The following is a 21,802-nucleotide window of genomic DNA, read 5'->3' on the forward strand; positions in this document are numbered from 1 at the left end:
GCGAGTTTCTCCGGCAAGCGCGCCGGTGGCGGGCTGCCGGAGATTCTAGCCGCTCGTCGGTGGATAGGGTCAGCTCGCCAGCGCTTCCTTGAACCGGTACCAGGCCATGCCCAGCGCCAGCAGGGGCGAGCACAGCAGCTTGCCGCCGGGGAAGGTGATGTGCGGCACCCTGGCGAACAGCTCGAAGCCGCTGCCCTGCTGGCCGGCGATGGCCTCGGCGAGCAGCTTGCCGGCCAGGTGCGTGGCGTTCACCCCGTGGCCGGCGTAGGCCTGGGCGAAGTACACGTTGGGCTGGTCGGGCAGGCGGCCGATCTGCGGCAGGCGGTTGGCGCCGATGCCGATCATGCCGCCCCACTGGTAGTCGATGCGCAGGTTTTCCAGGTGCGGGAACACCTTGAGCATCTTCGGCCGCATGTAGGCGGCGATATCCGCCGGGTCGCGCCCGGAATAGTGGCAGGCGCCGCCGAATAGCAGGCGGTTGTCGGCGGAGAGGCGGTAGTAGTCCAGCGCCACGCGCTGGTCGCACACCGCCATGTTCTGCGGCAGCAGGGCGTGGGCCTGTTCGGCGGACAGCGGCTCGGTGGCGATCACGTAGCTGCCGGCGGGCAGCACCTTGCCGTCGAGGTAGTTGTTCAGGCCGTTCTGGTAGGCGTTGCAGGCGATCACCAGGGACTTGGCGCGGACGCTGCCCTTGGCGGTGCGCACGCGCACCTCGCTGCCGTAGTCGATGGCGGTGACGGCGGAGTTCTCGAACAGCTTCACGCCCAGGCTCTGCGCCGCGGCGGCTTCGCCGAGGGCGAGGTTGAGCGGGTGCAGGTGGCCCGAGCCCATGTCCACCATACCGCCGACGTAGAAGTCGGAGCCGACGATGCTGTGCATGTCCTCTTTGGGCACCAGGCGCAGCTCGTGGCGGTAGCCGAGGCTTTTCAGTTCGTCGAAGTCTTCCTGGAAGCCGGCGACATCGGAGGCCTTGTTGGCCAGGTCGCAGTAGCCCCAGGTCAGGTCGCAGTCGATGGCGTATTTTTCGACGCGCTGGCGGACGATCTCCACCGCTTCCAGGCCCATCAGCTTCATCGCGTGGACGCCATCGGCGCCGACCACCGGCTCGAACTGCTCCAGGCCGTGGCCGACGCCGCGGATCAGCTGGCCGCCGTTGCGCCCGCTGGCGCCCCAGCCGATCCGGTGGGCTTCCAGCAGGATCACCGAGAAACCGCGCTCGGCCAGTTCGATCGCCGTGTTCAACCCGGAGAAGCCACCACCGATGATGCACACGTCAGCCTGCTCCTCGCCGGCCAGGCACGGCACCTCGAGGCGGCGATTGGCGCTGGCGGCGTAATAGGAAGGGGCGTGCTGGTCGGTGTGCACCGGCTGGTGAACGCGGGCGTTCATGTGCGATATCCTGATTTTTATGTTGTTAAAATTTTACGCAGGATAAACGCCGACTTCCCGCCCAGCCAATAGCCGGGCGGCAAAAAGCGCCGGGAAGTCGTAAATAAATCTTCTGGACTGGCGGGCTTTGCCGCCGTGTTTCAGTCCGGGATGGGCAGGGTGAGGCTTTCCTTCACCTCTTCCATGACGATGTAGCTCTTGGATTCGCGCACGTGGGGCAGCTTGAGCAGGATGTCGCCCAGCAGCTTGCGGTAGGAGGCCATCTCGGAGATGCGCGCCTTCACCAGGTAGTCGAAGTGGCCCGAGACCAGGTGACACTCCAGCACGTGGGGCAGCTTGAGCACCGAGCGGCGGAAGTCCTCGAAGGTATCGCCGGACTTGTAGTCCAGGCTGATCTCGACGAACACCAGCAGGCTGGCCTTCAGGTACTGCGGGTTCAGCCGGGCGTTGTAGCCCATGATGATCCCTTCGCGCTCCAGCCGGCGCACGCGCTCGGTGCACGGTGTGGTGGAGAGGCCGACGCGCTCGCCCAGTTCGGTGAAGGAGATGCGACCTTCCTCCTGCAGGATGCGCAGGATATTGCGGTCGATCTTGTCCAGTTCGCGGCGGCTCTGATGCTGGGTTCTCATGGGATGGCTCTGAAGTCGGCCGATTGGCCTTGGGGGAATGTCGGCAATATAGTCGGTTGTGCAGGGAATATCACTGGCAACCCTTGAACTTCCCGCGTCGGACGGCCAGCCTGTAGGCCAACGCTTCGCCCCTGCCGGGCGAAACCGCCTGTTTCCGCAGAGGCTTTCGCATGTCGCTTCCCCGCCTGCGCACCGTTCTCCTGCTGCTGTTGCTGCTCCTGGCACTGGCGGTCGGTGCGGCGTGGCTGGCGGTTCCGCGTCTGCTGGCGAATGCCGGGGTGAGCATCGAGCAGTGGCAGGGGCTGGGCGTTTCGCGCCAGGGATTGACGCTGCAGCGCCTTGCCCTGCAGCGCCAGACGCCGGACGGCGCGCGCCTGGCGGCCCAGCTGCAGGACCTGCGCGTCGGCTGGCCAGAACATGAAGACGGGCGCTGGCGACTGAAGGAGCTGGCCGCCGGCAACATCGACGTACGCCAATGGCCGGGGCAGGGGACGCCGGAGGAAGCTGCTGCACTGCCGGACATCGCGCAGCTCAACCGCTGGCTGGCGCTGCTGCCCGGACGGCTGGCGCTGGAGCGGGTGTTCCTCGAATTGCCCTGTGCCCGCGAGCAACGCTGCACCCTCAATGGCAGCGCGCATTGGCAGCAGTTGCAGGGCGGCGCCGCAGCACTGGGCGGCGAACTGCGCCAAGGTGGCCAGCAGCTGGCGTTCAACGGCCTGCTGCAACCCGGCGATGGCCAATGGCGGCTGCACTTGGACAGCTACCTGGACAACGACCCGCTGCTGTCCCTGGACTCCACCTGGGCACCCGCCAGCCGCCAGCTCAGCGGCAGTATTGCCAGCCCCGCCGTACCGCCGGTGCAGGCCGTGCGCAACTGGCTGGGCATGTGGCTGCCGACGCCGAACCTGCCGCTGCCGATTCCTGAAGCCGGGCGCCTGCGCCTGAGTTGGGAGACTCGACTGGCCGGCGACGCCGCCTGGCCGGACTGGCCCGGCCTGCGCGACGGTCGCGGCAGCATCGATCTCGCCCTGCAATTGCCGCAGCCCTGGCCGCTGCCGGGTGTGGGCAACCTGCAGGGCGATCTGCGGCTGATCGCCAGCGCAACCGACATCGGTTGGCGCCCTTCGGTGGTCAGCGGCGACCTGCGTCTTTCCGACCTTTACGGCGACTGGCTGCAGGCGCTGCCGGTCGGTCTGCGCCCGGCGCGCCTGACGTTGCACCTGGAGCCCGGCGTGGATGAAGAAGCCGGCAGCGTGCGCGCCGATCTTCGCGCGGTCGGCGCCGCCGATCTGCGTCTGCGTTCCCGTGTGGCGCTGCTGGAAGCCACGCCGCTGGCGCTGCAACTGAATGACTCGCGGCTGGAGGGCAAAATCCCGCACTTGGAGCTGGCCGGCCTGCGCGGCGACAACAGCCGCGTGGACCTGAGCTTCAATGCCCGCGCCGACCAGCAGGCGGCGCGCTTCGACTTCGCCGATGGCGCGCAACTGCAGGTCGGCACGCTGTCTGGCCCGGCGTCGCTCAAGGCCAGCAAGCTCGCCGCCACGCTGGGCAAAGGCACGCTGTCCCTAGGTTACGCCAGCGAAGCGCCGCCGACGCTGCAACTCGATGCCCCGCTGAAACTCGCCCTGGGCGAACTGCGCCAGCCCCACGTCAAACCCTTGTCCTGGAACGCCATGGGCACTCTGGCGGCGAGCCTCGACGCCCAGCAGTTCAAGGGCCGGCTGCTGAACAGCGGCGGCCTGAATGCCGAAGTTGATCTGAACCATTCCACGAAGCAGGGTGTGGCCCTGGTCGCGCGGCAGCCGGAGTTCTTCCTGCGCACCGGCAACCCGCTGGAAAAATCCCTCGGCGACTGGCCGGGCCTGCTCAGCCTGAACAACGGCAAGGCCAGTCTCGACCTGAACTGGCGCCTGCCGCCGGGCAGCGCGCCGCAAAGCCTGGAGCTGAACCTGCGGGGCAGCGGGCTGGAAGGCGTCTACGACCGCAGCGAAGTCCATGGCCTCGACCTGCAGGCGAAGTTCCTGCTCAAGGGGTTGCAGATGGAGTTGCAGCTGCCACAGGTAAAAGTCGCCACGCTTAATCCAGGCGTCACGCTGGGGCCGCTGTCCCTGCAGGGCAACTACAAAGGCTCGCTGGACGCGCCGCTGGCCGGACGTGTCGACTGGCAACAGGCGGAGCTGGGGCTGTTCAACGGTCGCGCCTGGCTGCCGCCCGGCGCGGTGGATCTTTCCGCCCGCGGCCAGGGTCTGACCTTGAAGCTCGAAGGCCTGGCGCTGGAGGCGATCCTCGCGGCCTATCCGGCGGAGGGCCTGTCGGGCAACGGCATCCTCGACGGCAACCTGCCGCTGGGCCTGAACGCCGGCAAGCTGGTGATTCACGGCGGCGAGGTGGCCGCGCGTGAGCCGGGCGTGCTGCAGTTCCGTTCGGCGAAGATCCAGGCGCTCGGTCAAAGCAACCCGGCCATGCAGCTGGTGGCCACGGCCATCGACGATTTCCGCTACGACAAGCTGAGCAGCCGCGTGGATTATGATGAATCCGGCAAGCTGCTCCTCGCCCTCAGCCTGAGCGGGCGCAACCCCGCGCTGGAGCAGGGCCGGCCGATCAACCTTAACGTCAACCTGGAGGAGAACGTGCCCAAGCTGCTCACCAGCCTGCAACTGAGCGACCGGGTCAGCGACACCATCCGCAAGCGCGTGCAGGAACGCCTGCGCAACGACCCGACCGCCGCGCCATGACCGCAAGGAGAACCCAGCAATGCGCCTGAGCGCCCTCATCTCCATCCTGCTCCTGGCCGCGCTGGCCCAGCGCTGCACGCCCACCGTGCAGCTGGCGGCGCCCAAGGAGCCGATCAACATCAACCTCAACGTGAAGATCGAGCACGAGATCTATATCAAGGTCGACAAGGCGCTCGATGGCATCATCAACGAGAACAGCGGCCTGTTCTAAAGGAGCCTTTGCATGAGATTGCACCGCAAACTGGGCGTCGCGCTGGTCGCCCTCTGCCTGAGCCTGCCAGTTATGGCCATGAGCCTGGAACAGGCGATGTCCGCCCTGGGCGGCGCCAAGTCCCAGGGGCTGGTCGGCGAGCAGGCCGACGGCTACCTGGGCGTCGTGAAGAACGGCGGCGACGCCTCCGACATTGCTGCGCAGATCAACGCCGCGCGCCGCGCCGAGTACCAGAAGGTCGCCAGCCAGAGCGGCGCCACCCTGAAAGACGTGGAATCCCTGGCCGGCAAGAAGGCCATCGAACGTACGCCGTCGGGGCAGTACGTGCAGGTCAATGGTCAGTGGGTGCGCAAGTAGGCGCATCAAGGGGATTTCCCTGCTTGCCGCCGCCTGTCGCGGCGAGCGGGGAGGCTGGTCGCCAGAGCAGGTAATTCCCGCCGGCCTCGGTTCTCGCAAGAGAAGTTCTGGCCAATCCCTCTCCGTTCGCTATTTCCTCTGGATCTGGTGAAATTTTCGCCAGATCCTCGACCATCCGGTCTCGGGTTAAAATGCGCTAATCCTGGTGGATGTCCCTCCGTGAAAGCGACTTTTACCAGGAATTTTCGTCAAATACCCCGTAGCAATCAGTGAATATCGCTGAGCCTGACTTCCTATACTGCGCGCATCTACGTTCAGAATAAGAAACGTCTGCGCCCCCGGCGCGACGTAGGAGGCAAAGATGCGTGTTCTGGTGCTCGGCAGCGGTGTGATCGGTACCGCCAGTGCTTACTATCTCGCCCGTGCGGGCTTCGAAGTGGTGGTCGTCGACCGCCAGCCCGGCCCGGCCCTGGAGACCAGCTTCGCCAACGCAGGCCAGGTTTCCCCTGGCTACGCCTCGCCCTGGGCGGCTCCGGGCATTCCGCTCAAGGCCATGAAGTGGCTGCTGCAGACCCACGCGCCGCTGGCCATCCGCATGACCGGCGATCCCTTCCAGTACAGCTGGATGTGGCAGATGCTGCGCAACTGCAACGCCAAGAGCTACGCGGTGAACAAGGAGCGCATGGTGCGTCTGTCCGAGTACAGCCGCGACTGTCTCGACGAGCTGCGCGCAGAGACTGGCATCAGCTACGAAGCCCGTTCCCTGGGCACCACCCAGCTGTTCCGTACCCAGGCCCAGCTGGACGCCGCCGCCAAGGATATCTCGGTGCTGGAAAGCACCGGCGTTCCCTATGAAGTGCTCGACCGCGCCGGCATCGCCCGCGTCGAGCCGGCCCTGGCCAAGGTGGCCGACAAGCTGGTCGGCGCCCTGCGCCTGCCCAACGACCAGACCGGCGACTGCCAGATGTTCACCACCAAGCTGGCCGAAATGGCCAAGGCCCTGGGCGTGGAATTCCGCTTCGGCCAGGACATCCAGCGCCTGGACTTCGCCGGCGACCGCATCAACGGCGTGTGGGTCGATGGCCAGCTGGTCACCGCCGACCGCTACGTGCTGGCGCTGGGCAGCTACTCGCCGCAGATGCTCAAGCCGCTGGGCATCGACGCCCCGGTGTACCCGCTCAAGGGCTACTCGCTGACCGTGCCGATCACCAACCCGGACATGGCGCCGACCTCGACCATCCTCGACGAGACCTACAAGGTCGCGATCACCCGCTTCGACCAGCGCATCCGCGTCGGCGGCATGGCGGAAATCGCCGGCTTCGACCTGTCGCTGAACCCGCGTCGCCGCGCCACCCTGGAAATGATCACCACCGACCTCTACCCCGAAGGCGGCGATGTCAGCCAGGCAGAGTTCTGGACCGGCCTGCGCCCGGCCACCCCGGACGGCACCCCGATCGTCGGTGGCACCCGCTTCCGCAACCTGTTCCTCAACACCGGCCACGGCACCCTGGGCTGGACCATGGCCTGCGGCTCGGGCCGCTACCTGGCCGACCTGATGGCCAAGAAGCGCCCGCAGATCAGCACCGAAGGCCTCGACATCTCCCGCTACGGCTCTGCCTCGGAGGCCCACAATGGCCATCCAGCGCCTGCACACTAACCAGCGCATGAGCCAGGTGGTCGTCCACAACGGCACGGTGTACCTCGCCGGCCAGGTGGCGGACGACCTCACGGCCGGGGTCGAGCAACAGACCCGCGAAGTCCTCGCCAGCGTCGAGCGCCTGCTCGAAGAGGCCGGTACCGACAAGTCGCGGGTGCTCTCGGCAACCATCTACCTGAAGGACGTCGCCGCCGACTTCGCCGGCATGAACGGCGTCTGGGACCAGTGGGTCCCGCAGGGCTGCGCTCCGGCGCGCGCCACCGTCCAGGCGGCGCTGTGCTACCCGGAAATCCTCGTCGAGGTTTCCATCGTCGCTGCACTGCCCTGAGTTTTTTGCGTGGCCCGGCCTGAGCGCCGGGTTTTTTTCGTCTGTCGTTCGTGTTCCACCCACCATAAGAGAGCCTTGCCATGCGTCCCGCCCGTGCCCTGATCGACCTCGCTGCCCTGCGCCACAACTACCGCCTGGCCCGTGAAGTCACTGGCGCCCGAGCGCTGGCGGTGGTCAAGGCCGACGCCTACGGCCATGGTGCGGTGGTCTGCGCCCGCGCACTGGAAGGTGAAGCCGACGGTTTCGCCGTGGCCTGCATCGAGGAGGCGCTGGAGCTGCGCGAAGCCGGCATCCGTGCGCCGATCCTGCTGCTCGAAGGCTTCTTCGAGGCCAGCGAACTGGAACTGATCGACACCCATGATTTCTGGTGCGTGGTGCACTCGGCCTGGCAACTGGAAGCTATCGAGCGCGCCCGTCCGAGCAAGCCGCTGACCCTCTGGCTGAAGATGGATTCGGGCATGCACCGCGTCGGCTTTTTCCCCCAGGACTACGCCGCCGCGCTGGCACGCCTGAAGGCGCTGCCCCACGTGGCCAAGGTCGTGCTGATGAGCCACTTCTCCCGCGCTGACGAGCTGGACTGCCCGCGCACCGAGGAGCAGGTCGCTGCCTTCCAGGCCGTACGCGAAGCCGCCGGCGAAGGCCACGAGATCAGCCTGCGCAATTCCCCCGGCATCCTCGGCTGGTCCGACGTGCCCAGCGACTGGGTACGCCCCGGCATCATGCTCTACGGCGCCACGCCCTTCGAACAGGCGCACCCGTTGGCCGACCAACTGCGCCCGGTGATGACCCTGGAATCCCAGGTCATCAGCATTCGCGAACTGCCAGCCGGCGAGCCGGTGGGCTATGGCGCGCGCTTCATCGCCGACCGCCCGGTGCGCGTCGGCGTGGTCGCCATGGGTTACGCCGACGGCTATCCGCGCCACGCGCCGGACGGCACGCCGGTATTCATTGACGGCAAGCCCAGCCGCATCATCGGCCGGGTGTCCATGGACATGCTCACCGTGGACCTGACCGACCTGCCGAACGCGGGCCTGGGCAGCCGCGTCGAGCTCTGGGGCCCGAACGTGCCTGCCAGCCAGCTCGCCGCCCTGTGCGGCAGCATTCCTTATCAGCTGTTCTGCAACCTCAAGCGGGTGCCGCGGGTCTACTCGGGCCAGTGACGGATACCGCCCGTAAAGTTTGCGCAGGATCGTCGGGCGATCTGTTGTAAATACTGAACGGTGTTGCCATGATACGTGGCACTTGGAACCCGCTCGGCTCAAGCCGTTGCGGGTTCTGCCTTTCAGAGCCTGCCTGATCACAAGAATAAGGAGGACCCCACCCTTGGACGTCGGTGCTCGTCTGCAAGCCATCCGTAAGCTCAAAGGTTTGTCCCAGCGCGAACTCGCCAAACGGGCGGGTGTGACCAACAGCACAATCTCGATGATCGAGAAGAACAGCGTAAGCCCCTCCATCAGCTCGCTGAAGAAAGTGCTGGGTGGTATTCCGATGTCCCTGGTCGAGTTCTTCTCCCTCGATCTTGAGCAGAGCAGCAACACCCCGGTGGTCTACAAGGCAGACGAACTCAGCGACCTGTCCAGCGGCTCGATCATCATGAAGCTGATCGGCAAGGACTATCCCAGCCGTGCCATCACCCTGCTCGACGAGACCTATCCGCCGGGCTCCGATACCGGTGACGACATGTACGCCCACGAAGGCGAAGAGACCGGCGTGCTGGTCGAGGGCCGCCTGGAACTGACCGTCGGCGACGAAACCTTCGTCCTCGAATCCGGCGACAGCTACTATTTCGACAGCACCAAGCCGCACCGCTTCCGCAACCCGTTCGAAGCTCCGGCTCGACTGATCAGCGCGACCACACCGGCAAATTTTTGAACAGCCGGTAGGACCGGCCAGACCCGCTGCGACCTAATGCCGCAAGACCCCGCCAGAGGGTGCAATTGTTTCGAGCTCGCCGCCTTTGCCGTTATACTTGCGCCCGCTCGCGCGGCCCGAGACTGTGACTGCACCGCGACCGGGCGTGATAAGCCACGATGAGGGTGAAAGGGTGAACCTGATTAGAAAAATCCTGGCAGCCCAAGCTGCCGTACTGGCCCTGTGGGCAGTAAGCGTTCAGGCCGCGACCAACGATGACGCCATTGCCAAGCGCCTCGAACCTGTCGGCAAAGTCTGCGTCCAGGGCAAGGAATGCGAAGGCGTTGGTGCCGTTGCTTCTGCCGGTGGTGGCGGTGCGCCGCGTTCGGGCGAAGAGATTGTCGGCAAGGTCTGCACCAACTGCCACGGCAGCGGCCTGCTGGGCGCGCCGAAGGTTGGCGACAAGGCTGACTGGGGCAAGCGCGCGAAAGAGCAGGGCGGTATCGACGGCCTGCTGGCCAAGGCCATTTCGGGTATCAACGCCATGCCGCCCAAAGGCACCTGCGCTGATTGCTCCGATGACGAGCTGAAAGCTGCGATTCACCACATGTCCGGCCTGTAAGCGCCGAGCTGTGCGAAAAAGCCGCCCAAGGGCGGCTTTTTCATGCCCGGGATTTGTCGCCTCGCGTGTCGCGGGAGCAACTTTTGCGTAAAGCCGGTCCAAACTCCTGTCATTGAAGCGAACCAGGAGGGAAGCCCGGTGCAATCCTGCTCGATCGAAACCGCCGTCGAACAACTGCTGCAACGCCTGGAAGGGCATATCCGCCTCGGCCTGCCGCTGGGCCTGGGCAAACCCAACCAGTTGGCCAATGCGCTGTACCGGCACATCCGCGAGAACCCGCGGCGGCAGCTGACGCTCTACACCGCGCTGTCGCTGGGCCGCCCGCAGGCGGGCGGCGAGCTGCAGCGGCGCTTCCTCGAGCCCTTCGTCCAGCGCATCTATGGCGACTACCCCGAGCTGGATTATCTGCACGACCTGCGCAGCGGCAGCCTGCCGGAGAACATCCGCGTCGAGGAGTTCTACCTGCAGCCCGGCAGCCTGCTGGACAGCGCCCCGGCGCAGCAGAACTACATCAGCTGCAACTACAGCCACGTGGCGCGGGATATCAACGCCAAGGGCGTCAACGCCGTCGCCCAGCTGGTGGCCCGCGACCCGAGCCGGCCGGGCAAGCTCAGCCTGGCCTGCAACCCGGACATCACCCTCGACCTGCTGCCGATGCTGCAACGCCGCCGCGCGGCGGGGGAAACCATCGTCACCATCGGCGTGGTTCACGACCAGTTGCCCTACATGCCGGGCGATGCCGAGGTGGACGAAGACTTCTTCGACCTGCTGGTGGATGCCCCGACGGACAGCAGTACGCTGTTTTCCACGCCCAACCTGCCGGTCGGCCTGCAGGACCACTGCATCGGCCTGCACGCCAGTGCCCTGGTGCGCGACGGCGGCACGCTGCAGGTCGGCATCGGCTCCATGGGTGACGCCCTGACCTCGGCGCTGCTCACCCGCCAGCGCGACAACGGCGGCTACCGAGAATTGCTCGACCGCATCGATGCCACTGGCCGCCACGCCGAGCTGATCGACCGCGACGGCGGCCTCGGCGGCTTCGAGCAGGGCCTGTATGGCTGCAGCGAAATGTTCGTCCCCGGGCTGCTGGCGCTGGCCGAGGCGGGCGTGCTGACCCGCCGTGTTGCAGCGCGTCCGGGCTCGTCGCCTACCGAGCCGGGCGTCTGGCTGCACGGCGGCTTCTTCCTCGGTCCGCAGGCCTTCTACCGACGCCTGCGCGAAATGCCGCGGGAAGAGTTGGCTGGTATCGGCATGACCGGCATCGGCTTCGTAAACAACCTCTACCGCGACGAGGAGCTCAAGCGCGGGCAGCGCCGGGACGCGCGCTTCCTCAACAGCGCCTTCACCGTCACCCTGCTGGGTGCCGGCGTGGCCGACCAGCTGGAAGACGGCCGCGTGCTCAGCGGCGTCGGCGGGCAATACAACTTCGTCGCCCAGGCCCATGAGCTGGAAGGCGGGCGCTCGATCATCATGCTGCGCAGCTGGCGCGAATCCGAGGGTGAGCTGAGCTCCAACATCGTCTGGAACTACGGCCATACCACCATCCCCCGGCATCTGCGCGACATGGTGGTGACCGAGTACGGCATCGCCGATCTGCGCGGCAGGAACGACGCCGAGGTGATTGCCGCGATGCTGGCCATCGCCGACTCGCGCTTCCAGGACGAGCTGATCGCTCAGGCCCAGGAGGCCGGCAAGTTGCCGAAGGACTTCGAGCTGGGCGCGCGCTATCGCAATAACACTCCCGAACGGCTGCGCGAGGCGACCCAAGGCATGCGCGCGCTGCTGCCGGAGTTCCCGCTGGGCAGCGACTTCACCGAGGACGAGCGTGACTTGCTGCGGGCATTGGGCTGGCTCAAGAGCAAGCTGAAGCTGAGCGAGATTCTCGAACTGGGCAAGGCGACGCTGGATGCCCCGCAGCCGGAGGCCTATCCGCAACATCTGGAACGCATGGGCCTGGCCAGGCCCGACGGGCTGCGTGAGGAGCTCTACCAGCGCCTGGTCCTGGCCGGCCTGAAAGCCAGCACCCAGCCGGAGCTGTAGGAGCGAGGGGGACGCCATCGTTATTGCTCGCGAACCGCACGGCACGGTTTCTGGCCCGAAGAGCTTCGCGAGCAAGCTCGCTCCTACACTGAGTGCTTACAGCGGTGTCCAGACGCGTAGGGCGCATAACGCGCCAGCGTTATCCGCCGCCAGGGAGTCGGCGGATAACCTGTTCCAGGTTATGCGCCCTACGCAAGGCCCGCTTTCGGGCATGAAAAAAGGCGGGCCCTGTCGGTGCCCGCCTTTTTTCGTGGAGTGCTGGATCAGTCCTCGAGGAACTCGACCTGACCGTTGGCCAGGGACTTCACGCGAGCCAGGGATTCCACCCGGTAGCCTTCGCTTTCCAGCAGGGCGCGGCCTTCCTGGAAGGACTTCTCGATGACGATGCCCAGGCCGGCGACGGAAGCGCCTGCCTGCTGGATCAGGTCGATCAGCGCCTTGGCGGCATGGCCGTTGGCGAGGAAGTCGTCCACCACCAGCACATGGTCGGCAGCGGTCAGGTGCTTGGCGGAGATGGCGATGGTGCTTTCGGTCTGCTTGGTGAAGGAGAAGACCTTGGAGATCAGCAGGTCGTTCTTCAGCGTCAGCGACTGGAACTTGCGGGCGAAGATCACCGGGATGCCCAGCTCGAGGCCGGCCATGACCGCCGGGGCGATGCCCGAGGCTTCGATGGTGACGATCTTGGTGATGCCCTGGTTCTTGAAGCGTTCGGCGAACTCGTGGCCGATCTGCTTCATCAGCGCCGGGTCGATCTGGTGGTTGAGGAAGGCGTCTACCTTGAGGACCTGTTCGGAGAGAACGATGCCTTCGCTGCGAATTTTGTCTTTGAGAGTGTTCACGGGGGTGCTTCCGAAAGCGGCTGTCGCTGATGAAGCGCGTAATTCTACAACGCCAGTGGCCTTCTGCGCGACGTTCCGACCAATGCAATTGCTGATCGGGTGGACAGATTTTCGATGGGTGGAAGGAGTCGACCTGGCGTAGGAGCGGATTCATCCGCGATCCGGCCGACAGGCCGGTGCCCGCCTGATGGCGATCGCGGACGGAGTCCGCTCCTACGCTCGCACCCAGCATGGCGTAGGGCGAATAACCCGGAACGGGTTATCCGCCGTCGCGGCAGACGAAGCTCAACGCTTGAGCATCGCCCGGATATCCGCCAGCGCCGAGTTGCCCTTGGCCACCTTGACCTCCTGCGGCGCGTCTTCCTGGCCTTCCCAGACCAGGTCCTCGGGCGGCAGTTCATCAAGGAAGCGGCTGGGCGAACAATCGATGATCTCGCCGTATTGCTTGCGCTTGGCGGCGTAGGTCATGGCCAGGTTTTTCTTCGCCCGGGTGATGCCCACGTAGGCCAGGCGCCGCTCTTCCTCGATGGTGTCGGCCTCGATGCTGGAGCGGTGCGGGAGGATTTCCTCTTCCACGCCGAGAATGAACACGTAGGGGAATTCCAGGCCCTTGGACGCGTGCAGGGTCATCATCTGCACGCCGTCGGCGCCTTCTTCCTCTTCCTGCTGGCGCTCCAGCATGTCGCGCAGGACCAGCTTGGCGATGGCCTGCTCGATGGTCATGTCGCCTTCTTCGTCGCGCTCCAGGGTGTTCTTCAGCGCCTCGATGAGGAACCAGACGTTGCCCATGCGGAAGTCGGCGATCTTGTCGCTGGAAGCGTTCTGCCGCAGCCAGTTCTCGTAGTCGATGTCCATCACCATGCTGCGCAGCGCGCCGATCGGGTCGCTGCCGGCGCACTGCTCGCGGACCTTGTCGATGAAGCGCTTGAAGCGCTGCAGACGCTCGATGTAGCGGGCGTCGAGGTGCTCGGACAGGCCCAGCTCGCCGGAGGCGTTGAACATCGAACAGCCGCGCTCGGTGGCGTAGTTGCCGAGCTTCTCCAGGGTGGTGGAGCCGATCTCCCGGCGCGGCACGTTGATCACCCGGAGGAAGGCGTTGTCATCATCCGGGTTCACCAGCAGGCGGAAGTAGGACATCAGGTCCTTCACTTCCTGGCGTCCGAAGAAGCTGGTGCCGCCTGACAGGTGATAGGGAATCTGGTGGTGCTGAAGTTTCAGCTCGATCAGCTTCGCCTGATAGTTGCCGCGGTAGAGGATGGCGAATTCGCTGTAGGGCCGCTGCGTCTTCAGGTGGATGGTGAGGATTTCCATGGCCACCCGTTCGGCCTCGGACTCCTCGTTGCGGCAGCGGATCACCCGGATCGGGTCGCCTTCGCCCATCTCGCTCCACAGCTGCTTCTCGAACACGTGGGGGTTGTTGGCGATGAGGATGTTGGCGCATTTGAGGATGCGGCTGGTGGAGCGGTAGTTCTGCTCCAGCATCACCACCTTCAGCGAAGGGAAGTCTTCCTTCAGCTGCATCAGATTTTCCGGGCGCGCGCCGCGCCAGGCGTAGATCGACTGGTCGTCGTCGCCCACCACGGTGAAGTGCGCGCGCTGCTGCACCAGCATCTTCACCAGCAGGTACTGGCTGGCGTTGGTGTCCTGGTATTCGTCCACCAGCATGTAGCGCACGCGGTTGCGCCACTTGTCGAGGATCTCCGGGTGTTCCTGGAACAGCTTCACCGGCTGCAGGATCAGGTCGTCGAAGTCCACCGCGTTGTAGGCCTTGAGGGTGCGCTGGTAATGCAGGTAGACCATTGCCGCGGTCTGTTCCTTGGGATTGCGCGCCTTTTCCAGCGCCTCTTCCGGAAGGATCAGGTCGTTCTTCCAGCTGCCGATCAGGCCCTTGATCTCGTCCAGACCGTCATCGCCGGAATACTCCTTCTGCATGATGTCGGTCATCAGCGCCTTCACATCGCTCTCGTCGAAGATCGAGAAGCCGGGCTTGTAGCCCAGGGCCGCGTGTTCCTTGCGGATGATGTTCAGGCCCAGGTTGTGGAAGGTCGAGACGGTCAGGCCCTTGCCCTCGCCGGGGCGCAGCAGGGTGCTGACGCGCTCCTTCATCTCGCGGGCGGCCTTGTTGGTGAAGGTCACGGCGACGATGTACTGGGCGCGGATGCCGCACTGCTGCACCAGGTAGGCGATCTTGCGGGTGATCACGCTGGTCTTGCCGGAGCCGGCGCCGGCCAGCACCAGAAGCGGGCCGCCGACGTAGTTCACGGCCTCTTGCTGCCGGGGATTGAGTCGGGACATGAAAGGCGGGGGTCTGTAGTGGAGCGGGCGCGTATTCTAGCAGGCCGCGCCGGGCGTCGGGGTGCCGCTCGGAATCGCGACGATCTGTGACACGATCGTACTTATGTGTTTTGGATAAATCTGTACATGTATTAGGCTTGTGACGTCATTACTTGAAGAAAACTCTTAAGAGTTTCTCTGAAGTTTCGTCTACATCTGGTGGATGTCCGGATGGCGTGGCTTCAAAACCGGGGGAAACGGGCGCACGGAAGGTGCCTGGAGTTTCTCCCCTTTCAGAGATACATGGGGGTCGCTTGGCAGCGTCGGTCGAACCAACGCGCCTGCTCCTGCTGGCGGAAGCGCCGCAGTGGGCCCAGCTACTGCGCGGGCATCTGGCCGCGTTGGGGCAGGGCTATTCGCTGATCACGGCCCCGTCCTGGCAGGCCGCCAGCGCCCTGTTCGACGAGGACCAGGTCGGCCTGGTGCTCGCCACTCCCGGCAAGCTGCCGTCCGCCCACCAGTGCCACCTGCCGCTGGTCCTGCTGCTGGAGCGCGAGCCCGCGGAGGAGCCGGTCGGTGTCGCCGACTACCTGGTGGCCGACTCCCTCAATGGCGAAGTCCTGCGTCGTACCCTGCGTTACGTGCGGGAGCGCACTTCGCTGCAGAACACCCTGCAGAGCCTGGCCGAACAGGACCCGCTGACCGCCATCGCCAACCGCCAGGGCTTCCAGACCCTGCTCGCGGCACGCCTCGCCGAGAGTGAAGGGCGTGGCCTGGCGCTGGGTCACCTGGACCTGGACAACTTCCGCCACGTCAACGATGCCCTCGGCCACCAGGCCGGCGACCGCCTGATCCTGCAGGTGGTGGCGCGGCTGAAGGCGCACCTGGACAGCGGCGACGACATTGCCCGGCTGGGCAGCGACGAGTTCGCCCTGCTGCTGGACACCCGCCGCGACCCGGCGCGGGTGGAGAAGATCGCCGAGCTGATCGTCGAATCCCTCGGCGAGCCCTATTGGGTCGAAGGCGAGAGCCTGCTGCTGGGCTGCAGCCTGGGTATGGCCCACGCGCGTGCCGGCGAGGCCGCCGACCCGCTGCTGTGGCACGCGCACATCGCCATGCAACAGGCCAAGTCGCGCCAGGGCTGCACCTTCCACGTCTTCGACGAACGCATCAACCGTGGCGCGCGCAGCCTCGCCGACCTGGAAAGCGAACTGCGCCGGGCGCTGCGCCGCGACGAGCTGGAATTGCACTACCAGCCGCGCCTGGACCTGCACAGCGGGCAGATCGTCGGCCTCGAAGCGCTGGTGCGCTGGCGCCATCCCGAGCGTGGCCTGCTGACGCCGGGCGACTTCGTGCCGCTGGCCGAGGAAAGCGGGCTGATCGTGCCGCTGGGCTACTGGGTCATCTCCCGCGCGCTGCGCGACATGCAGTGGCTGCGCGGGCGTGGCTTGCCGCCGCTGCACATGGCGGTGAACCTGTCGTTCCGCCAGTTCCAGGACAGCCAGCTGCTGCCGACCCTGGAGCGGTTGATCCGCGAGCGCGGCGTCGACGCCCAGTGGCTGGAGTTCGAACTCACCGAAACCGCCGTGATGCGCCGCAGCGACCAGGTCCAGCAGACCATGCAGGCCCTCGGCCGGCTGGGCGTGCGCTTCTCGCTGGACGATTTCGGCACCGGCTTCTCTTCCTTCGTGCACCTGAGCAGCCTGCCGATCACCCTGCTGAAGATCGACAAGAGCTTCGTCGGCGGTATGCACGAGCGCCCGGAAAACCTGCAGCTGGTGCGGGCGATGATCAACCTGGCGCACAACCTCAATCTGGAGGTGGTCGCCGAAGGCGTCGAGACCGCCGCCCAGCAGGACGAGCTGCGTCAGTTCGGCTGCGACCAGGTGCAGGGCTACTGGATCAGCCGGCCGCTGCCCTTGGCGGAGCTGGCGCGCTTCCTGGTGTTCGGCGCCAACCGCGCCCTGCGCACCCAGGACTCGGTCAGCTAGCCAGCAGCGCCGCGCCTCCGGCCGGCGGGCGCAACAGCCGGGTGGTCTTCGCGTCGAAGGCCAGCGTCAGGCCAATCGCCGCGCAGGCCAGCCCGGAGGCCAACCCCCACCACACGCCACTCGGCCCCCAGCCCAGCGGGAAGGTCAGCAGCAGCGCCATCGGCACGCCCACCAGCCAGTAGCCGGCCAGCCCGACCAGGAAGGTCGTGCGCGCGTCCTTCAGCCCGCGGATCGCGCCCATGGCGATGCACTGGATGCCGTCGAACAGCTCGAACCACGCAGCGATGGCCAGCAGGCTGACGGCCAGTTGCACCACTTCGCGGTTGGCCGGGTCGCTGTGGTCGATGAACAGGCCGATGACCCGCTCCGGCGCCAGCCAGAACAGCGCGGCGAAGGCGAACATGCAGCTGGCGCCGAAACCGATGCCCAGCCGCCCGGCGCGGCGCGCCTCGACCAGCCGGCCGGCGCCATAGTGCTGGCCGATGCGGAAGGTCACCGCGTAGGAAATCCCCATGGGCACCATGAAGGCCACGTACACCGACTGGATGGCGATCTGGTGCGCCGCCAGCGCGGTGCTGCCGATCACCCCCATGCACAGGGTTGCCACGGTGAACATGCCCGACTCCACCGCGTAGGTACCGCCGATGGAAATGCCCAGGCGCAGGGATTCGCCGATCACCTTGAAATCCGGCTTCGACAAGCCGGCCAGCAGCGGGTAGGGCGCGTAGGCCCGGTGCCAGCGCAGGTACAGCGCGAATATCACCGGCAACGCGTTCATCACCACCGCGGTGACCATGCCGATCCCCGCCAGCCCCAGGCGCGGTAGGCCGAACAGGCCCTCGATGAAGGCATAGTTGAGGGCGAAGTTGGCCAGCGCGCCGATCAGGCTGATGGCCATGACCGGGCCGGGCCGCTCGATGGCGCTGGTGAAGCCGCGCAGCACCATGAAGGCCATGTAGCCGGGCAGGGCGAAGACGATGCTGTGCAGAAAACTCATGGTGCCGTGGACGGTCTCCGGCGCCTGGCCGAAGGCGATCAGGATCGGCCCGAGGTTCCACAGCAGCAGGCCCGCCAGCAGCGCCAGCGCAGCGCCGATCCACAGGCCGGCCTGGGTCGCCTGCACCACGCCGCGGGCGTCCTTCGCGCCATGCCGGATCGCCACCAGGTTGCCGGTGGCTGCCACCACGCCGACGCAGAAGGTCGACACCAGCGCATAGGTCGACGCGCCGAGGCCACCGCTGGCCAGCTCCTCGCGACCGAGCTTGCCCATCATCATGGTGTCGGTGAACACCATGGCCACGTAGGCCAGCTGCGCGGCGATCAACGGGCCGGCGAGGCGAAGGATGGCGGCAAGTTCGTCACGGTACAGGCGTTTCATGAGTCAGGCTCAGCAAGCGGCGGGGCCGCAGGAATGGGGAGTCGCCCATTCTCCGGCCGCCACGGATGCGGGCACAAAAGGAAAAATGCGATGCCATCCATGAGTCATACTCATGCATGACGCCCCTTGGAGCCCGCCATGAACCGCCAGTTGCCGCCCCTCTATGCCCTGCGCGCCTTCGAGGCGGCCGCCCGGCACGCGTCCTTTACCCGTGCCGCCGAGGAGCTGGCGATCACCCAGAGCGCGGTGAGCCGGCACATCAAGACCCTGGAAGAACACTTCGCCTGCCGCCTGTTCCAGCGCCGCGGCCGCCAGCTGGAACTGACCGAAACCGCGCGGATGCTGCTGCCCGGCCTGCGCGATGGCTTCGATGCGCTGGAACGCGCCTGCGCCAGCCTGCGCGCGGAGGAGGGCGTGCTGCGCCTGAAGGCGCCCTCGACCCTGACCATGCGCTGGCTGCTGGCGCGGTTGAGCAAGTTCCGCATGCAGCACAGCGACATCGAGGTGCAGCTGACCAGCGCCTGGATGGACGTGGACCGCGTGGACTTCGTCCACGAACCTTTCGATTGCGCGGTGCTTCTCAGCTCCGGGCATTTTCCGCCGGACTGGGAAGCCACCCTGCTGTTCCCCGAATGGCTGATTCCCGTTGGTTCGCCCGCCCTGCTGGCGGACGGCCCGTGGGACGCCGAGCGGCTGGCCGGTGCTGAACTGCTGCACCCCACGCCCGACCGCCGCGACTGGCGGCGCTGGCTGCAGCGCATGGAGCTGGGCGAGCAGGTCTCGCTCAAGGGCGGCCAGGTGTTCGACACCCTGGAACTGGGCATAGTCGCCGCCACCCGCGGCTACGGGGTGTCCATCGGCGACCTGGTGATGGTCGCTGAGGACGCCAACCAGGGCCGCCTGGCCTTGCCCTGGCCCAGTGCGGTGGCCAGCGGCGAGAGCTATTACCTGGTCTGGCCGCGCGCGCGGCGGCACCAGGAGCGGCTGCGTCGCCTGCGCGACTTTCTCCAGGCGGAGATGCAGGCCATGCAACTGCCTCCGGTGGAATACCTCGACTGATCCGAGCCGGTGGATAATCTGTCAGCCACGTCCTTCGCCAGGAATCCAATGAACGCCATCGATCGCCTCATCCAGCTCGCCGGCCTGCGCGGCAGCCTCGACCTGCGTTGCCGCTTCCTCGGCGACTGGGCGCTGGACCACGAGCCGCTGGCCGGCGGCACGGCGCAGTACCACGTGGTGCTCGCGGGCCGCTGCGAGGCGGATATGGCGGACGGAACCGTCCTGCAGCTGGATGCCGGCGAAGTCCTGGTGCTGCCCGCCGGCGGCGCGCACCGGCTGCGCAGTACGGGAGCGAGGGTGGCAGCGCGGGAGCCGGAGGTTCGGCAGGAAGGCCTGTTGCCGTTACACCGCCTCGGTACCGACGGCAGCGCGCTGGACATGCTCTGCGGCAGCTTCCATTACCAGCCCGGTTCGATGCTGATGGGCGCCTTGCCGGCGTACCTGAAGGTGTCCTGCCAGGCCAACGGGCTGGGCGATGCGGTGGCCGCCCTGGTGGGATTGCTGCGCGCCGAGGCGGACGGCAATCAGGCGGGCGCGCGCTTTCTGGTCGATACGTTGTCCTCGGCGCTGTTCACCCTGATCCTGCGCGTTCATCTGCAGGACAACGCGCCCAGCAGCGGCACCCTCGCACTACTCGCCGACAAGCGCCTGAGTCGCGCCTGGCAGGCGATGCTCGATGATCCGGCCCACGACTGGACCATCGAAGCGCTGGCCGAACGCGCTAGCATGTCCCGCGCCACCTTCACGCGGCTGTTCACCCAGGTGGCCGGGCTATCGCCCTGGGCGCTGCTGACCAAGGTGCGCATGGAACTGGCCCAGCGCCTGCTGCGCAGCTCGCAGCTGAGCCTTACCGACATCGCCGCCCAGGTGGGCTACCAGTCCCAGGCGTCCTTCACCAAGAAATTCCGCGAAACCTACGGCGACGCCCCCGGCCGCCTGCGTCGCGCGGTGAGCTAGACCAGCCGACGCTGCCGGGAAATCTGCGTGACGCGCATGGATACGTCCTGCCGCCCTCGCGACGCTTCGCGTCGCTGCCGTCGCAGAGCTGAAACAGCGCTTTGCTAGGGTCATTGCTGGACTAGTCCAGTGAAGGCCCGCCATGGGCCTTCCCCTTACCCACAAGACCACTCGGGGAAACTCCATGAAGCCCATGCGCACCTTGCTCGCCGGCCTGTTCCTGGCCGGTCTCGCCAGTACTTCCTTCGCTGCCACCGAGCTCAAGCACTGGCCGGCGCCGGCCGCCAAGCAGCTCGACGCCCTGATCGCCGCCAACGCCAACAAGGGCGCCTTCGCGGTCTTCGACATGGACAACACCAGCTACCGCTACGACCTCGAGGAATCGCTGCTGCCCTTCCTCGAAATGAAGGGCGTGCTGACCCGCGAGAAGCTCGACCCTTCGCTCAAGCTGATCCCCTTCAAGGACGTGAACGGCCACAAGGAAAGCCTCAACAGCTACTACTACCGCCTCTGCGAAGTGGACGACCTGGTCTGCTACCCCTGGGTTGCCCAGGTGTTCTCCGGCTTCACCTTGAAAGAGCTCAAGGGCTACGTGGATGAGCTGATGGCCTACGGCAAGCCGGTGCCCAGCACCTACTACGAAGGCGACGCGGTGAAGACCATCGAGATCAACCCGCCCAAGGTCTTCACCGGGCAGCAGGAGCTGTACAACAAGCTGATGGAGAACGGCATCGAGGTCTACGTGATGACCGCCGCCCACGAGGAACTGGTGCGCATGGTCGCCAGCGATCCGAAGTACGGCTACAACGTGAAGCCGGAGAACGTCATCGGCGTCACCACCCTGCTCAAGGACCGCCAGAGCGGCGCGCTGACCACCGCACGCAAGCAGATCGCCGAAGGCAAGTACGATCCCAAGGCCAACCAGGACCTGGAGATCACCCCCTACCTGTGGACCCCGGCGACCTGGATGGCCGGCAAGCAGGCGGCGATCCTCACCTACATCGACCAGTGGAAGAAGCCCATCCTGGTCGGCGGTGACACCCCCAGCAGCGACGGCTACATGCTGTTCAACGGCACCGCCGAGAGCGGCGTGCACCTGTGGATCAACCGCAAGGCCAAATACATGGACCAGCTCAATGGCATGATCAAGAAGAACGCCGAGGCCCAGGCCAGGCTCGGCCAGCCGGTCACCGCCGACAAGAACTGGGTGATCGTCACCCCGGAAGAAATCCAGTAAGCCCACCTGCGCCCATCTCCGACCTCGAAACCGGTCGCCTTGCAGGTTCCGTAGGAGCAACTGTCTTCTTCTGATCGTTCGTGCCTTGGATTTCCCTCTCCCTCACCCTCTCCCTTAAGGGAGAGGGGACTGGTTCGGTGCCGGCTGAATCCACGGTGTCAGCCGGTACGGATAGCTCCCTCTCCCTTCAGGGAGAGGGCGGGGGAGAGGGCTGTCTCCGCGCAGAACTTCACGTAGGAGCGGACTCC

At 66.1% G+C, this 21,802-nt stretch carries 18 protein-coding genes; 13 read left to right on the plus strand and 5 right to left on the minus strand.

Features of this window, described 5'->3' with window-relative positions; translation table 11 throughout:
* Window positions 1-69: 69 nt before the first annotated feature.
* Window positions 70-1,389, minus strand: coding sequence for an NAD(P)/FAD-dependent oxidoreductase (locus HNP46_RS30505; RefSeq protein ID WP_184596590.1), 1,320 nt, complete (start codon window positions 1,387-1,389; stop codon window positions 70-72).
* 140 nt (window positions 1,390-1,529) lie between these two features.
* Window positions 1,530-2,018: a transcriptional regulator DadR gene (dadR, locus tag HNP46_RS30510; RefSeq protein ID WP_015479539.1), complete on the minus strand. Its 489-nt coding sequence runs from the start codon at window positions 2,016-2,018 to the stop codon at window positions 1,530-1,532.
* Between the two features lie 170 nt (window positions 2,019-2,188).
* On the opposite strand from dadR, the gene HNP46_RS30515 reads away from it, so the two are divergent.
* The 9 genes from HNP46_RS30515 to HNP46_RS30555 all read left to right on the plus strand — a co-directional run bounded on the left by HNP46_RS30515 (window position 2,189) and on the right by HNP46_RS30555 (window position 11,819).
* Window positions 2,189-4,753, plus strand: a complete 2,565-nt coding sequence (locus HNP46_RS30515; RefSeq protein WP_184596592.1) for an intermembrane phospholipid transport protein YdbH family protein — start codon at window positions 2,189-2,191, stop codon at window positions 4,751-4,753.
* A gap of 19 nt (window positions 4,754-4,772) precedes the next feature.
* Window positions 4,773-4,964, plus strand: coding sequence for a YnbE family lipoprotein (locus HNP46_RS30520; RefSeq protein ID WP_184596594.1), 192 nt, complete (start codon window positions 4,773-4,775; stop codon window positions 4,962-4,964).
* Window positions 4,965-4,976: 12 nt separating this feature from the next.
* Window positions 4,977-5,321 (plus strand): YdbL family protein, encoded by a 345-nt coding sequence (locus tag HNP46_RS30525; RefSeq protein ID WP_184596596.1) that lies wholly within the window; start codon window positions 4,977-4,979, stop codon window positions 5,319-5,321.
* A 361-nt stretch (window positions 5,322-5,682) separates the two neighbouring features.
* Window positions 5,683-6,978 (plus strand): D-amino acid dehydrogenase, encoded by a 1,296-nt coding sequence (dadA, locus tag HNP46_RS30530; protein WP_184596598.1) that lies wholly within the window; start codon window positions 5,683-5,685, stop codon window positions 6,976-6,978.
* Window positions 6,953-7,306, plus strand: a complete 354-nt coding sequence (locus HNP46_RS30535) for a RidA family protein (protein WP_184596600.1) — start codon at window positions 6,953-6,955, stop codon at window positions 7,304-7,306. Before dadA ends, HNP46_RS30535 begins: the two co-directional genes overlap by 26 nt.
* Window positions 7,307-7,386: 80 nt before the next feature.
* Window positions 7,387-8,466: an alanine racemase gene (gene alr / locus HNP46_RS30540; RefSeq protein WP_184596602.1), complete on the plus strand. Its 1,080-nt coding sequence runs from the start codon at window positions 7,387-7,389 to the stop codon at window positions 8,464-8,466.
* A gap of 163 nt (window positions 8,467-8,629) precedes the next feature.
* Window positions 8,630-9,178, plus strand: coding sequence for a cupin domain-containing protein (locus tag HNP46_RS30545; protein ID WP_184596604.1), 549 nt, complete (start codon window positions 8,630-8,632; stop codon window positions 9,176-9,178).
* A gap of 172 nt (window positions 9,179-9,350) precedes the next feature.
* Window positions 9,351-9,779, plus strand: coding sequence for a c-type cytochrome (locus HNP46_RS30550; protein WP_017520733.1), 429 nt, complete (start codon window positions 9,351-9,353; stop codon window positions 9,777-9,779).
* A gap of 198 nt (window positions 9,780-9,977) precedes the next feature.
* A complete protein-coding gene (locus tag HNP46_RS30555; RefSeq protein WP_311771854.1) occupies window positions 9,978-11,819 on the plus strand; it encodes an acetyl-CoA hydrolase/transferase C-terminal domain-containing protein in 1,842 nt (613 codons plus the stop codon).
* 263 nt (window positions 11,820-12,082) lie between these two features.
* Here HNP46_RS30555 and HNP46_RS30560 read toward each other — a convergent pair whose 3' ends face one another.
* Window positions 12,083-12,658, minus strand: a complete 576-nt coding sequence (locus HNP46_RS30560; protein ID WP_184596606.1) for a xanthine phosphoribosyltransferase — start codon at window positions 12,656-12,658, stop codon at window positions 12,083-12,085.
* Window positions 12,659-12,943: 285 nt separating this feature from the next.
* Window positions 12,944-14,953 (minus strand): DNA helicase Rep, encoded by a 2,010-nt coding sequence (gene rep, locus HNP46_RS30565; RefSeq protein WP_184596608.1) that lies wholly within the window; start codon window positions 14,951-14,953, stop codon window positions 12,944-12,946.
* A 293-nt stretch (window positions 14,954-15,246) separates the two neighbouring features.
* On the opposite strand from rep, the gene HNP46_RS30570 reads away from it, so the two are divergent.
* Window positions 15,247-16,923: a putative bifunctional diguanylate cyclase/phosphodiesterase gene (locus HNP46_RS30570; protein WP_184596610.1), complete on the plus strand. Its 1,677-nt coding sequence runs from the start codon at window positions 15,247-15,249 to the stop codon at window positions 16,921-16,923.
* Here the strand turns inward: HNP46_RS30570 and HNP46_RS30575 are convergent.
* Window positions 16,916-18,301, minus strand: coding sequence for a NorM family multidrug efflux MATE transporter (locus HNP46_RS30575; protein WP_184596612.1), 1,386 nt, complete (start codon window positions 18,299-18,301; stop codon window positions 16,916-16,918). The two genes, HNP46_RS30570 and HNP46_RS30575, sit on opposite strands and share 8 nt — an antisense overlap.
* Window positions 18,302-18,439: 138 nt before the next feature.
* On the opposite strand from HNP46_RS30575, the gene HNP46_RS30580 reads away from it, so the two are divergent.
* The 3 genes from HNP46_RS30580 (at window position 18,440) to HNP46_RS30590 (ending at window position 21,554) form a co-directional block, all read left to right on the plus strand.
* Window positions 18,440-19,360: a LysR substrate-binding domain-containing protein gene (locus tag HNP46_RS30580; protein ID WP_184596614.1), complete on the plus strand. Its 921-nt coding sequence runs from the start codon at window positions 18,440-18,442 to the stop codon at window positions 19,358-19,360.
* A 48-nt stretch (window positions 19,361-19,408) separates the two neighbouring features.
* Window positions 19,409-20,317: an AraC family transcriptional regulator gene (locus HNP46_RS30585; protein ID WP_184596616.1), complete on the plus strand. Its 909-nt coding sequence runs from the start codon at window positions 19,409-19,411 to the stop codon at window positions 20,315-20,317.
* 184 nt (window positions 20,318-20,501) lie between these two features.
* The gene (locus tag HNP46_RS30590) at window positions 20,502-21,554 is read left to right on the plus strand and encodes a haloacid dehalogenase-like hydrolase (RefSeq protein ID WP_409372476.1); all 1,053 of its coding nucleotides are present in this window, start codon (window positions 20,502-20,504) and stop codon (window positions 21,552-21,554) included.
* The last annotated feature ends 248 nt before the right edge of the window (window positions 21,555-21,802 follow it).

It is taken from the genome of Pseudomonas nitroreducens (genome assembly GCF_014204515.1).
GTDB lineage: Bacteria > Pseudomonadota > Gammaproteobacteria > Pseudomonadales > Pseudomonadaceae > Pseudomonas > Pseudomonas nitritireducens_A.